Genomic DNA, 12,388 nt, shown 5'->3' with positions numbered 1-12,388 from the left:
GCAAGTAGAGGACTAAATCCATGCAGACCTTTTCAGGCGTAGGCGTTGCTCCCGGGCGTGTTCTGGGGCCGGCGCGGCAGATGCCCAAGCCGGTGCAGGAACCGCACCCGAACGTCAACATTCCTGCGGACGTTACCGTCGAGTCGCAAGGCCAGCGCATCAAGGATGCCGCCAAGGCCGTGCAGGCGGAACTCCGTGCCCGAGCCGCCACCGCGTCCGGCGAAGGCAAAGAGGTCTTGGAAGCAACCGCCTTGATGGCCGCCGATCCGATGCTGGTGAAATCGGCCATCAAGCTCCTCTCCCCGATGCCCCGGGCGGCGCACGTACCGCTGAACGGGCCATCTGGGAGGCAGGTGCCACGGTTGCAAACTCATTGAAGGCCCTCGGCGGCTACATGGCGGAGCGCGTGGCGGACGTCCTGGACGTCCGCGCACGCATCGTCTCGGAACTGCGCGGGCTGCCTGCGCCGGGTATCCCGGCGTCGGATGTTCCGTTCATCCTGGCCGCCGAGGACCTCGCCCCGGCAGACACCGCCACGTTGGACCCCGCCAAGGTGATCGCCCTGATCACCTCAAGCGGCGGCCCGCAATCCCACACCGCTATCCTGGCCCGTGCCTTGGGCCTGCCCGCGATCGTCGCGGCCCCGGGAGTCGACGAGATCGCGGACGGCACCGAGATCTACATCGACGGCGCTGCCGGAACCATCACGGTGGATCCCGGCGAGGAACTCCGCCTTGCGGCCAAGGCCTGGGCCACCCAGGCGTCAACGGTTGCCGCCTTCAGCGGCAGCAACGTCATGGCCGACGGGTTCCGGGTTCCGCTGCTCGCCAACGTCGGTACCGGTGCCGATGCGGTCAAAGCCGCCGACGCCGGTGCCGAGGGCGTCGGATTGTTGCGCACCGAGTTCTGTTTCCTGGATCGCGACGACGAACCCACCGTCGAGGAGCAGATCGCCGCCTACGGCGCCGTGTTTGCTGCGTTCCCGGGCAAGAAGGTTGTGGTCCGAACCCTCGACGCCGGCGCTGACAAGCCGCTGCCGTTCCTCACCAACGCTGATGAACCCAACCCCGCTCTGGGCGTCCGCGGGTACCGTACCGACCTCACCTCCCCTGGGGTCCTCGAGCGCCAGCTCAAGGCGATCGCCGCGGCAGAGGCCGCCAACCAGGCCGAAGTGTGGGTCATGGCCCCCATGATCTCCACCGCCGAGGAAGCCGCGCACTTCGCGTCCCTCTGCTCCGCCGCCGGCTTGAAAGTCCCCGGTGTCATGGTGGAGGTCCCGTCAGCTGCCCTGACCGCTGCCACCGTGCTGCGCGAAGTCAGCTTCGCATCACTCGGAACCAACGACCTCACCCAGTACGCCATGGCCGCGGACCGCCAACTCGGTCCGCTCGCCACGCTCAATGATCCGTGGCAGCCGGCCGTACTGCAGCTCGTGAAGTTGACCGCCGACGGCGCTGCTGCCGCCAGCGCGAGTACTGCCGGCACCGCCCGGCCGGTGGGAGTCTGCGGCGAGGCAGCAGCGGACCCGGCCCTCGCCGTCGTACTCGTTGGACTGGGCGTCGCGACGCTTTCGATGAGTGCCCGCGCACTGGCGGCTGTTTCCGCCGTGCTGGCAACCGTTACCGTTGCGCATGCCCAAAAGCTAGCGTCAGCGGCGTTGTCCGCCCCGAAGCGCATCCGCCGCGCGCCAAACCGTTCGCGCCCAGCTGCCCATCCTGGACGAGCTGGGTCTCTAGACTTTCCCCAAGCCCACAATCGAAGGAGCAACAATGTCCGAACGTACCGCCACCATTGCCAGCCGCGTCGGCCTGCACGCCCGCCCGGCAGCCATCTTTGCCGAAGCCGCCGGCGAACTGGATCTCGAGGTCACCATCGCCCGCGAAGGCGAGCCCGCCGACGACGCCATGGACGCCGCCAGCATCCTGTCCCTCATGAGCCTCGGAGCTTCATACGGCGACGTCGTCGTGCTGCGTGCCGAGGGCGCCGGCGCCGACGAAGCCCTGGACCGCCTCGTGAAGATCCTCGAAACGGACCACGACGCCGAGTAACCCCACTGAGCATGCTCTCCCTTGGCACTGAGGGATGGACATATTGGCCCTATGTCCATTCCTCGCAGCCAACGGGGAGCATGCTCTGTGTTTTTTCAGGGCAAATTGTCACAGCAAAGATGCCAGGTACCTTGCGATATCCGACTCCGTGGCCCTGAGCTGTTCGAGATCACCGGCCAGGAAACCCTCCACGATGCGGGGGTCAACGTACGCGGCCCTGGCCACCGTGGGCGTGTTGCCGAGCAGTTCGGCGGTTTGCTTGATGGCCTCGAGGACCCGCTGGCGGGCCGGCACTTTCGAGGCCGGTTCTGCGAGCGCGATGCCGGCCGTGGCTGTGCCTTTCCAAGTACGGAAGTCCTTGGCCGTGTAGTCGCCGCCGGTGATGTGGCGAAGATACTCGTTGACCATCGTGGCATTCAGGGAGACCCAGGCGTTGCCTTCCTGGAAGACCAGCAGTGGTTGTTTGCCGGGCCTGCCTGCCAATGGCTTGAGGAACCTGGCCAGCGCGGAGTCCTCGATGGTTGATTCCCATGCCTGACCGCTTTTCCCCGGAAAATGCAGGGAAACCGTGTCTCCCGTGACAAGCACATGCTTGCATCTAAGGGTCGTGAGGCCATGCGATCCGTTGCGCCGCATGTAGCCCTCTGATCCAACGCGCAAGGCTCCGAGATCCATGAGCCGCACAGCTGCGGCCAGGGCTCTGGTCTTTTCCGAAGGTGACTCGCGCAGATGGCGCGAGGCCAAACGCCGCGCTTTGGGCAGAACGGTGCCCAGCCGCGCAGCCCGGATGAACTTTTCGGTGTCTTGGCGCGCCCGCCACTCGGGGTGGTAAATGTATTGGCTCCGTCCGGCGTCGTCCACTCCCATTGCCTGGATATGCCCGTTTTCGAACGGGCATATCCAGACGTCGGCCCAGGCGGGAGGAATTGCGAGCGCTTCCAGGCGCGTGCGCTCATCGCCTACTACGAGGGATCCGTCCGGGCGGTAATAGCTGAAACCACGGCCGGACCTTCGCCGGGAGATACCAGGCGTGCCGGGGTGACTGCGTCGGAGCCGTGGCATTCGCTGGCCCTGGCTACTTCCAGTTTTCCCGGTTCTTGGATTCCTAGGCTTCCTGTGGGTCTGCCACGGACGCACTGGCGGACATGATCTCGGCGCTGATCATCCAGGCGAGCTGCTCCAAACGTGCGATGAACGCATGCAGGAGGTCCGCCGTCGTAGGGTCTTCTTCGTCCACTTGGTCGTGGACATCGCGCATGGTCTGGACAGTCCGTTCCACGCGATCGGTGATCAGCTTCACGGCGTCCTTGGTCTTCGTCAATCCCGCGGGGAACTGCTCCAGGCGGGTTGAGGCAGCGATGGTGCTGCTTCTGCCATCGGGGAGCGCATGAAGTGCCCGCATCCTTTCGGCTGTCTCGTCGGCGAACTCCCGCGCCGCTGCAACGAGTTCATCGAGTTGCAGATGCAGGTCCCGGAAATTGGCGCCAACAATGTTCCAGTGGGCCTGTTTGCCCTGTAGCTGAAGTTCAATAAGGTCCGTCAGGACAAGCTGAAGATTGTCTGCCAGAGCTTGAGATGCTTTCATGGTTCCCCTCCAAAACGACTGCTGACAATGGGTCGGATCAGCGCCAGATACCGGCGCCAGTCCTTCCGCCCACCCTACGACGATACCCAGAATTTTTTATAAGCGTACTTAGTACTTGATTTGATAAGCGTGCTTAGTAGTACCATGGAGGAAGTCGGTACCGGTTCGGACTGGATGAAAATTCCGGAAAACGGGCGGCATCCGCTGCAACAAGACCTCGCACGGGGTCTGGGGGCCTGGTGAGGAACCACGGTTCGCAAGCGAACCGACAATCGAATACATCGCAAGGGGCCCGGGCGCTTGCCGGCGGTCCCACTGAAGTAAGGAATGTGTCATTGTGAACACTCTTCTGATCATTGCAGGCGTTGTGGCAATCGTCCTTCTGCTCGTCGGCGGATTCTCTCAGGCAGTGAGCTGGCTCCTCTGGGTCGGCTTGGTCCTCCTAATCGTCGCGGCCATCGGTTGGCTCCTTAGCTTTGTTTCCGGCCGGAGATCCCACGGCGTTTAGCCGACTACAACTGGCCCCAAAGTGGCCTGCCTTCCGCCACTTGGCGAGAAGGCGAGAAGAAGTAAAACCATTACCACCAAAGGAGTACGTCCATGGGTGCAGATGACAAGATCCAAAATGCCGGGGAAAAGCTTGCGGGCAAATCCAAGGAAGCGGCTGGAAAGCTGACGGGTGACGAGCAGCTCGAAGCCGAAGGCAAAACGGATCAAGCCAAGAGCGACCTGAAGGCGGCCGGCGAAAAGGTAAAGGACGCTTTCAAGAAGGACTAGTCCACTCGAAGTGCGGCCCCTGCCGTCGGCGGGGGCCGCACTTCCCGGTCCAAGGGGTTAAGTCAATGCCGACTATCTCTGACCCGATTGTCCCGGCCGGCGCACCGCGTCCCCGGGCTGAACGAATCTGGTGCGGCATTTGTGGCACCAATGAGCACGTCATTCTTGATTCCATCGAGCCCCTCAAACCGCCGATGGCAGAGCTCGTGGATATTGCTTACACCTGCGTGGAATGCGACACCTTTTATGCCCATGCTGCGACTTTCCAGGACGTCGCAATGATCCTGAACCAGCGTGGAACGGTAACGGGTGTGCTGCAATTCGGCGGCGAATACATCCATTGCGGCGAACCCATGAAAATTTCGGGAACCGGATTCCACAGCGTGTATGCGCCGATGTCCACCGAGGATCCCGCGATAGATCTTCTCGACGTGTACCTGGCGACGAAGGTGTTGAAATGCCGCTGCGGGTTCCGGATGGAGCTCCCCTCGTAGCCGGGACCTTGACCGAAGGAGAAACCCATGCCCAACAAGAAGAATCCCAGCCTCAAAGATCCGGAACTCTACGAAACCCTCCGCGAGGATGGCGCCTCCAAGGAAAAGGCCGCCAGGATATCGAATGCCGCGGCCAAAGTGGGCCGCAAGGAAATCGGACGGCGCGGCGGTACCTCGGGCGACTATGAGGACTGGACCGTGCCCCAGCTCAAGTCGCGAGCCAAGGAACTGGGGCTCACAGGCTACTCAAGCAAGAAGAAGGCCGAACTCATCTCGGCCCTGCGAAACCACTAACCCATTCACCGGACGTGAGGCGCACGACGGCGGCGCGTCAGGCTTTCTTGACCCTCGCCCTGGGCTTGCTGGCAGCTTTGGCCGTCCCGGCGTCGTCGGACTCTTCAGTGGACGACCCGCTGGCCTCTTTGCCGCGCTTCTTCTCGAGGCTCCGCTTGAGGGCTTCCATGAGGTCGATGACCTCGCCGCCCTCACCTTCGCTTGCCGTAATGCCGAACGTCTCCTCGGTGTCGATGGAGTCGCCCTTTTCGAACTTGGCCGCGATGAGCTGGCGCAATTGCACTTGGTAATTGTCGGTATATTGCTCGGGCTCGAAGTCCCGCGCCATCGAGTCCACCAAGGCCGCGGACATCTCAAGCTCCTTGTCCGAGATTTTCACGTCGGTCTCCAGCGACGGGAAGTCCGCCTCGCGGACCTCGTCGTCCCAGAGCAGGGATTGGAGCATCAGGACGTCCCCACGTACGCGCAAGGCTCCCAGCCTGGTCTTCTGCCGGAGGGCATACTGCACAATGGCCACGCGCTCTGTGTCCTGGAGGGTGCGCAAGAGGAGCATGTAGGCCTTGGGCGACTTGGAATCCGGCTCCAGGTAGTAGGGCCGCTCGTACATGATGGGGTCCAGCTGCTCGGCCGGAACGAACTCCACTACCTCGATTTCGCGGCTGTTCTCCGCGGGCAGCGACTTCAAATCCGCGGAGGACAGCACCACTGTGCGGCCTTCCTCTTCGTAGGCCTTGTCGATATCCTCGTAATCCACAACAGAGGCGCAGATTTCGCACTTCCGTTGGTAGCGGATGCGGCCTCCGTCTTTGTTGTGGACCTGGTGGAGACTGACATCGTGGTCCTCGGTGGCGCTGTAGAGCTTGACGGGTACGTTGACCAGCCCGAACGCGATAGAACCCTTCCATATGGCCCTCATGCACTAAGTGAACATCACAACAAGGCGGAGGTGAAGAGGTGGCAACCAGCCAGAAGGAACGCGTCAACGTCGAGGGCCATGAACTGACACTCACCAACCTGGGCAAAATCATCTATCCGGAGACCGGCACCACCAAGGCCGAAGTGCTCGAGTACTACGCCGCCGTGGCACCCTTCCTGATCCCCGCCGCCGCCAACCGACCCGCCACGCGTAAGCGCTGGGTGCACGGGGTGGGGACAACGGAGAATCCCGGGCAGATGTTCTTCCAAAAGAACCTGGACGGGTCCACTCCGTCCTGGGTTCCGCGCGTCACCATCCAGCACAGCGACCACAGCAACGTTTACCCCCTCGTCAACAACCTCGCCACACTGACCTGGCTGGCCCAGATTGCCGCCTTGGAAATCCACGTGCCGCAATGGCAGGTGGACGCCGACGGAACCCTGTTGCCGCCGGATCGGCTCGTCCTGGACCTCGACCCCGGTCCCGGGACCGGCCTCGCCGAATGCGTCGAAGTCGCCAAGCTGGCGCGCAGCATCCTGCAGGACATCGGGCTGGATCCCGTCCCTGTGACGAGCGGCAGCAAGGGGATCCACCTCTACGCCGGGCTGGATGGCACGCGAAAATGGGAGCAGGTCTCTGCGTTCGCGCACGAATTGGCGCGATCGCTCGAGGCCGACCATCCGGACCTTGTGGTCAGCGACATGAAAAAGACCCTGCGCAACGGCAAGGTGCTGGTGGACTGGAGCCAGAACAGCGGGAACAAGACCACCATTGTCCCGTACTCCCTCCGCGGGCGCGCACACCCCATGGTGGCCGCACCGCGGACGTGGCGTGAACTCACCTCCCCCAAGCTCGAGCATCTGGACTTCACGGCCGTCATGAAGCGCGTCAAGGAGGGGAAGGACCCTTTCGCCGCGGTGGCGGCAAGCAAGAACGACGACGGCGGTCCGCCCGGCGCGGACGGCGTCAGCACCGCCGTCGCCCGCCGTGCAGTCGCCAGCACCGCCGTGAACCCGCGGCTGGCCAGCTACGTGGACAAGCGCGATCCGCAGCGGACACCGGAACCGTTTCCCGCCGTCGAACACCAACCTGGGTCGCGCGCACTCCAGGCCGACGCGGAGCCCAATCCGCCCGGCGGAATCTTCGTCATCCAGGAACACCATGCCCGCCGTTTCCACCTGGACTTCCGGCTGGAACACAACGGCGTCCTGGCGTCGTGGGCCTTGCCGCGGGGCGTGCCGGACACCCCGGCCAAGAACCACCTCGCGGTGCGCACGGAGGACCACCCGATGGAGTATGCGCAATTCGCGGGCATCATTCCAAAGGGCGAATACGGCGCCGGGACGGTCAGCATCTGGGACAGCGGCGAATTCGAATGCGAAAAATGGCGCGACGGCAAGGAGGTCATCGCCACGCTCACCGGCAAACCGGGCGGCGGATTGCACGGCACCCGGCGTTTCGCGCTCATCCATACGGGGGAGTCGCCGTCGCAGTGGCTGATCCATTTGATGAAGGACAAGCCGGGCCACCGGGCGGTGTTGTTGCCTGATCCCGCGTCGCGTTCAGGCTCCGCACCCGGTTACGCGCCCATGCTCGCAACCTCCGGAACCACGGCCAATGTCGCCTCCGGGGACTGGCTGTTTGAGCTCAAATGGGACGGCTTCCGGGCGATCGTTTCAGGTTCGGGCGGCAAGATCAGGTTGACCAGCCGCTCCGGGATCGACATGACACCGACGTACCCCGAGCTATCGGATCCGCGTTACTGGCCGGACCACGACTTCGTGGCAGATGGCGAAATCGTGGCACTCAGCAAAAACGGCAGGCCCAGCTTCGAGTTGCTCCAAAAGCGGATGAACCTTTTCAAGCCCGGCGACGTCGAACGCGCCCGGGCCGCGGTCCCCGTGCAGCTCATGGTGTTCGATCTCCTGTACGACGCCGGATCCCGCGTCAGCGCCGAAGAAGGCGCCAGCGGCGACCTCACCTCCCTGCCGCTCGGCGAGCGCCGGGACCGGCTGGCGGCTTTCCACGCCGCTATGCCCGCCGAGGGCTCCCCTATCCACGTGTCCGAGGTTCTGGAGCATGACCTCGACGACATCCTGGCCAGCGCCGCCGAGCTCGGATTGGAAGGCGTCATGGCCAAACGCGCGGATAGCCGGTACCAGCCGGGGCGGCGCAGCAGGTCCTGGATCAAGCTCAAGTTGGAACGCACGCAGGAAGTGGTGGTGGGTGGCTGGCGGCCCGGCGCCGGGGCGAGGCTCGGGACCATTGGTGCGTTGCTGGTGGGGATCCCCGACGGCGACAAGCTGCGCTATGCCGGCCGGGTTGGCACCGGGTTCAAGGACTGGCAACTGCGCGACATCCTGCAGCGCTTGGAGCGGCTCGACCGCCCGGACTCCCCCTTCCATGACATCCCGGCCGAGGACGCCGCCACTGCCCGTTGGGTTGCCCCCGAGCTTGTTGGAGAGGTGACATTCGGGGATTGGACCGGCACCGAAAGGATGCGGCATCCCGTCTGGCGCGGGTGGCGCCCCGACAAGTCTCCCGACGACGTCGAGCGCGGTTAGCCCCCCGAGCGCACGTAGCCCCACGCACGTAGCTCAGCCCAACGGACTGGCAGCAGGTGTCGTTATGAGGGCTCAAAACAACCTTAAGTGCTAGTCAGTTGGGCTGAAAGGGCGAATATTCCTAGGAGGAGTGCGGCATCTGGGGACGGCTGGTGCGGTGGACCGCGGTGACCGCGGCCTGCTGGCCGACGCGACCGTGGTTGGGGCCGCGGTCCTTGGGGTGCCCGGTTTTGCCGCTAACGTCTGGCCAGGCCGGTCCTTGGGTCGAGCCCAGTGCCATCGCCACAGTAGCCGGGGCCGGCATGGGCGCCTTATCCATGGATTCGACCAAGTGCCTGGCCACCTCGGAGTTGATTTGTTGCTCAACGTGCTTCGCAGCCATTGTTCTTCCTTTCTGCATTGAAACGAAGGGATTTTCCATACTAGGTGGGAGAGGTCCGCTTGTCTGCAGGATCTACCAGCGGACCTTCTTCTCGGATTTGGCCAGCTTGCCACTCGCTTGAGTGGGCTTGTGTCCTTTTCCGGTGCTCTGCCAACTATTCCCGGCCCCGCCACGGGACTTGCTGGCCAGCATCTCCTTCTGGGCGTCAGTCAATTTCGATTTGATCCCGGCAGCCGGGGTGTCAGTTTCCTGCACGGCCGCTGCCTGCTCGGCAGGTTCCTGCTCGGCGTTGGTTTCGGGTGTGTTCGGTGTCATGCAGTGGACTCCTTAAAGCTCTTGATTTGCCGGAGGAGGTCTCGGGACGCGACGTCCGCTGCGGGGTCCAAATAGCAACGGTGACAGGAACGGCGCGGAGGCGAAGCCTCAACAGGCGTGGATTTTTGTCGGTTCAAACTCAACGGCGTCGGTAAACGTCTGCAGTGGCATAGCAGCGTCTGCGACGAACCAGGACCCGCTGGTCTATTCAAAAATCAGTGTTCCCATGCACCCACCCTAAACACTCCGGACCGTGTTTGTGAACCCTGACTTTCCCGGGGCCGTTTCACGCGTGGCCTCAACGTCCGCTCTCGGCTAGCATGGCCCGGAGAGCACCCCTCGGTATCCCGAAAGGCTCTCCCATGTCAGCACCCATGTTCCACCCTTCCCGCTCCGCCGTGACATCCCGGCTCCGTTCCGCCGGTTGCGTCTTCGCCGAAGACGAGGCCCAGCTCCTGATCGCCGCGGCGCACGCTCCCGAGGAACTCGAGCTGATGGTCGAACAACGGGTCTCAGGCCTGCCCCTGGAACACCTCCTTGGCTGGGCTGAATTCTGCGGACAGCGCATTGCCGTGGACCCGGGCGTCTTCGTCCCCCGCCGCCGCACGGAGTACCTCGTCCAGGAGGCGGCCCGCATCGCCCGGCCGGGCGCCGTCGTCGTCGATCTTTGCTGCGGTTCGGGTGCCGTGGGCGCCGCTTTGGCTGCCGCGGTGGGCGGCATCGAACTGCACGCGGCCGACGTCGACCCAGCCGCAGTCCGCTGCGCCGCTCGCAACATCGGGCCGGCCGGCGGAGAAGTGCACGAAGGCGATCTCTTTTCGGCCCTGCCGGTCCCTCTTCGCGGTCGCGTGGAGGTCCTTGTGGCCAACGCTCCATACGTCCCTACGGACTCGATCGGGATGATGCCGCCGGAGGCCCGGGTGCATGAACCGCTCGTAGCGCTCGACGGCGGCGCGGACGGTTTGGACGTGCAGCGCCGGATAGCTGGGGAGGCGCCGTTGTGGCTGGCCCCCGGTGGCCACTTGCTGATCGAAACGAGCGTCCGGCAAGCCCCGACCACGGCGGCCCTGTTTGAGCTCGCCGGGTTGTCCTCCAAAGTGGTCCATTCCGACGAATTCGATGCCACGGTGGTGCTCGGAAAACTACGGGAAACCCACCGAAAATGATCAGCAAACTGTGCGTTTCACTGTCCTGAACCGAACAATTTGGTAACCCAGTCACGGAACACGCCAAAATCCGCGTGATTCCGGGGCTGTAGGGGGCATATGGATGTCAGACATTTGCGCCGAAAATGGCCCGGAATAGCCCCGAAATTCGGACTCCGACTCTCAGTTTCGGCCAATCTCGCGTAAAATTGAAACCCTGCCCAGAGCGCGGCAGCTGTACGTCGCAAGCAAATGACCCCCCTAGGAGCGGCCCAAATGCCCATAGACCAAAGCATCACCGACTCTCCAGCAGGCGCTAGGAACGCCGCCGGAACGAGCAAAGCCGCATCCCGCGGTGCGTCAAAATTGAAACTTCCAACACGCCGTCGACTCAAGGTATCCGACGTCAACGTCGTAGACCAGCCAATGCTGAAAAAGGCACTCGGCGGCACGATCGTCGGTAACACCATGGAGTGGTACGACGTCGGCGTTTTCGGCTACCTCATCACCACGATGGGGCCCGTCTTCCTGCCCGAGGCCGACAAGTCCGTGCAGACCCTGTTCCTTCTGGGAACATTCGCCGCAACCTTCGTGGCCCGCCCCCTCGGCGGCGTAGTCTTCGGCTGGCTCGGCGACAAGGTGGGCCGCCAAAAGGTGCTCGCCACGACACTCCTGCTGATGGCGGCGAGTACCTTCGCCGTCGGACTCCTGCCTGGATACGCCCAAATCGGCATCTGGGCAGCGGCACTGCTCGTCATCCTGAAGCTCGTCCAGGGTTTCTCCACGGGCGGCGAATACGCCGGTGCCACCACGTTCGTGAGCGAATACGCTCCGGACAAGCGCCGCGGTTTCTTCGCGAGCTTCCTTGATATGGGTTCGTACATCGGCTTCGCCCTCGGCGCGGCCCTCGTCTCCATCCTGCAGCTCACCATCGGCCAATCGGCCATGGAGGACTGGGGCTGGCGCTTGCCATTCCTCATTGCCGGACCGCTCGGCGTTATCGCTGTGTACTTCCGTAGCAAGATCGAGGAATCCCCCAGTTCCAGGCCACTTTGGATGCCCAGGAAGCCCTGGCCGCCGACGCCGCAGCGGGCGATGCCGCTGTAGCCAAGGGCCCCATCGGCATCGTCAAGGCTTACTGGCGCCAGATTATCCTCGCCATGATCCTTGCCGCAGCCGCTAACACCGTGGGCTACATGCTGACTTCCTACATGCCCACGTACCTGACCGACTCCAAGGGCTACGACCCCGTTCACGGCACGCTGCTGACCATCCCCGTGTTGGTCATCATGGCAGTCTGCATCCCGCTGACTGGCAAGCTCTCTGACCGCATTGGCCGCCGGCCCGTGCTGTGGATCGGCGCCATCAGCACCATCGTGTTCGCCATTCCGGCGTTCCTGCTGATCGGACTCGGTTCGATTTGGTCCACGCTTGCCGGTTTGGCCCTGATCGCCTTCCCTGTCACGTTCTATATAGCCAACCTCGCCTCTGCGCTGCCGGCACTGTTCCCGACGTCGAGCCGTTACGGCGGAATGGGCATCGCCTACAACTTCTCCGTGGCGATCTTCGGCGGTACCACGCCGTTCATTGTCGCCGCCTTGATCCAGGGCTCTGGCAACGACATGATGCCCGCGTACTACCTCATGGGCACGTCCGTGGTTGGCGCAATCGCCATCTACTTCCTGCGTGAATCTGCGCAGCGCCCACTCCCCGGTTCCATGCCCAGCGTGGACACCCCGGCAGAGGCCCGGGAACTGGTGGCCACACAGGACACCAACCCGTTGATCGACCTAGACGAGATGCCGTTCGACGACGGCACCCCCGTAGCAGCAGAGCCGGACCGGGAGCACGTCCTGGCTTAGCCTCCG

12 protein-coding genes and 2 pseudogenes are annotated in these 12,388 nt (G+C 63.6%); 9 read left to right on the top strand and 5 right to left on the bottom strand.

The window, feature by feature from the left end; genetic code table 11:
- The first annotated feature begins 20 nt into the window (after positions 1-20).
- Both ptsP and ACX5I4_RS00555 read left to right on the top strand, forming a co-directional pair.
- Positions 21-1,736: pseudogene (gene ptsP / locus ACX5I4_RS00560) on the top strand (phosphoenolpyruvate--protein phosphotransferase).
- 33 nt (positions 1,737-1,769) lie between these two features.
- Positions 1,770-2,048 (top strand): HPr family phosphocarrier protein, encoded by a 279-nt coding sequence (locus ACX5I4_RS00555; RefSeq protein WP_265982023.1) that lies wholly within the window; start codon positions 1,770-1,772, stop codon positions 2,046-2,048.
- A gap of 108 nt (positions 2,049-2,156) precedes the next feature.
- Here the strand turns inward: ACX5I4_RS00555 and ACX5I4_RS00550 are convergent, their stop codons facing one another.
- Complete coding sequence (locus ACX5I4_RS00550) at positions 2,157-3,110, bottom strand: DNA topoisomerase IB (RefSeq protein WP_461834931.1); 954 nt, start codon at positions 3,108-3,110, stop codon at positions 2,157-2,159.
- Positions 3,111-3,153: 43 nt separating this feature from the next.
- Positions 3,154-3,633 carry a Dps family protein gene (locus ACX5I4_RS00545; RefSeq protein ID WP_461834930.1) on the bottom strand — a complete coding sequence of 160 codons (480 nt, stop codon included), beginning with the start codon at positions 3,631-3,633 and terminating at the stop codon, positions 3,154-3,156.
- Between the two features lie 337 nt (positions 3,634-3,970).
- Between ACX5I4_RS00545 and ACX5I4_RS00540 the strand changes: the two genes are divergently transcribed.
- The 4 genes from ACX5I4_RS00540 to ACX5I4_RS00525 all read left to right on the top strand — a co-directional run bounded on the left by ACX5I4_RS00540 (position 3,971) and on the right by ACX5I4_RS00525 (position 5,198).
- A complete protein-coding gene (locus tag ACX5I4_RS00540) occupies positions 3,971-4,141 on the top strand; it encodes a hypothetical protein (protein WP_184740779.1) in 171 nt (56 codons plus the stop codon).
- Between the two features lie 92 nt (positions 4,142-4,233).
- Complete coding sequence (locus ACX5I4_RS00535) at positions 4,234-4,410, top strand: CsbD family protein (RefSeq protein WP_461834929.1); 177 nt, start codon at positions 4,234-4,236, stop codon at positions 4,408-4,410.
- Between the two features lie 65 nt (positions 4,411-4,475).
- Entirely contained in the window at positions 4,476-4,904 is a 429-nt protein-coding gene (locus ACX5I4_RS00530; RefSeq protein WP_461834928.1) for a hypothetical protein, read from the top strand.
- A gap of 27 nt (positions 4,905-4,931) precedes the next feature.
- On the top strand, positions 4,932-5,198 hold the full coding sequence (locus tag ACX5I4_RS00525; RefSeq protein WP_461834927.1) for a DUF7218 family protein: 267 nt from the start codon (positions 4,932-4,934) through the stop codon (positions 5,196-5,198).
- Between the two features lie 37 nt (positions 5,199-5,235).
- On the opposite strand, the gene ku is transcribed toward ACX5I4_RS00525, so the two are convergent.
- Positions 5,236-6,114 (bottom strand): non-homologous end joining protein Ku, encoded by an 879-nt coding sequence (gene ku / locus ACX5I4_RS00520; RefSeq protein ID WP_461834926.1) that lies wholly within the window; start codon positions 6,112-6,114, stop codon positions 5,236-5,238.
- 38 nt (positions 6,115-6,152) lie between these two features.
- Between ku and ACX5I4_RS00515 the strand changes: the two genes are divergently transcribed.
- Positions 6,153-8,678 (top strand): ATP-dependent DNA ligase, encoded by a 2,526-nt coding sequence (locus ACX5I4_RS00515; protein ID WP_461834925.1) that lies wholly within the window; start codon positions 6,153-6,155, stop codon positions 8,676-8,678.
- A gap of 121 nt (positions 8,679-8,799) precedes the next feature.
- Here ACX5I4_RS00515 and ACX5I4_RS00510 read toward each other — a convergent pair whose 3' ends face one another.
- Both ACX5I4_RS00510 and ACX5I4_RS00505 read right to left on the bottom strand, forming a co-directional pair.
- Positions 8,800-9,060: a hypothetical protein gene (locus tag ACX5I4_RS00510; protein ID WP_461834924.1), complete on the bottom strand. Its 261-nt coding sequence runs from the start codon at positions 9,058-9,060 to the stop codon at positions 8,800-8,802.
- Between the two features lie 72 nt (positions 9,061-9,132).
- Complete coding sequence (locus ACX5I4_RS00505; protein ID WP_461834923.1) at positions 9,133-9,375, bottom strand: hypothetical protein; 243 nt, start codon at positions 9,373-9,375, stop codon at positions 9,133-9,135.
- A 362-nt stretch (positions 9,376-9,737) separates the two neighbouring features.
- On the opposite strand from ACX5I4_RS00505, the gene ACX5I4_RS00500 reads away from it, so the two are divergent.
- Together ACX5I4_RS00500 and ACX5I4_RS00495 are read left to right on the top strand one after the other, a co-directional pair.
- Positions 9,738-10,541 (top strand): putative protein N(5)-glutamine methyltransferase, encoded by an 804-nt coding sequence (locus ACX5I4_RS00500; RefSeq protein WP_461834922.1) that lies wholly within the window; start codon positions 9,738-9,740, stop codon positions 10,539-10,541.
- Between the two features lie 255 nt (positions 10,542-10,796).
- A pseudogene (locus tag ACX5I4_RS00495) lies at positions 10,797-12,382 on the top strand (MFS transporter).
- The last annotated feature ends 6 nt before the right edge of the window (positions 12,383-12,388 follow it).

This window comes from Arthrobacter sp. MMS24-S77 (genome assembly GCF_054888235.1).
This window is presented reverse-complemented; position numbering and strand designations above follow the sequence as displayed.

What these genes read in the sequence shown, in the direction of transcription:
- ACX5I4_RS00555 (WP_265982023.1), top strand. Translation starts at nt 1,770, where the DNA reads ATGTCCGAACGTACCGCCACCATTGCCAGCCGCGTCGGCCTGCACGCC.
- ACX5I4_RS00550 (WP_461834931.1), bottom strand. Translation starts at nt 3,110, where the DNA reads ATGCCACGGCTCCGACGCAGTCACCCCGGCACGCCTGGTATCTCCCGG.
- ACX5I4_RS00545 (WP_461834930.1), bottom strand. Translation starts at nt 3,633, where the DNA reads ATGAAAGCATCTCAAGCTCTGGCAGACAATCTTCAGCTTGTCCTGACG.
- ACX5I4_RS00535 (WP_461834929.1), top strand. Translation starts at nt 4,234, where the DNA reads ATGGGTGCAGATGACAAGATCCAAAATGCCGGGGAAAAGCTTGCGGGC.
- ACX5I4_RS00530 (WP_461834928.1), top strand. Translation starts at nt 4,476, where the DNA reads ATGCCGACTATCTCTGACCCGATTGTCCCGGCCGGCGCACCGCGTCCC.
- ACX5I4_RS00525 (WP_461834927.1), top strand. Translation starts at nt 4,932, where the DNA reads ATGCCCAACAAGAAGAATCCCAGCCTCAAAGATCCGGAACTCTACGAA.
- ku (WP_461834926.1), bottom strand. Translation starts at nt 6,114, where the DNA reads ATGAGGGCCATATGGAAGGGTTCTATCGCGTTCGGGCTGGTCAACGTA.
- ACX5I4_RS00510 (WP_461834924.1), bottom strand. Translation starts at nt 9,060, where the DNA reads ATGGCTGCGAAGCACGTTGAGCAACAAATCAACTCCGAGGTGGCCAGG.
- ACX5I4_RS00505 (WP_461834923.1), bottom strand. Translation starts at nt 9,375, where the DNA reads ATGACACCGAACACACCCGAAACCAACGCCGAGCAGGAACCTGCCGAG.
- ACX5I4_RS00500 (WP_461834922.1), top strand. Translation starts at nt 9,738, where the DNA reads ATGTCAGCACCCATGTTCCACCCTTCCCGCTCCGCCGTGACATCCCGG.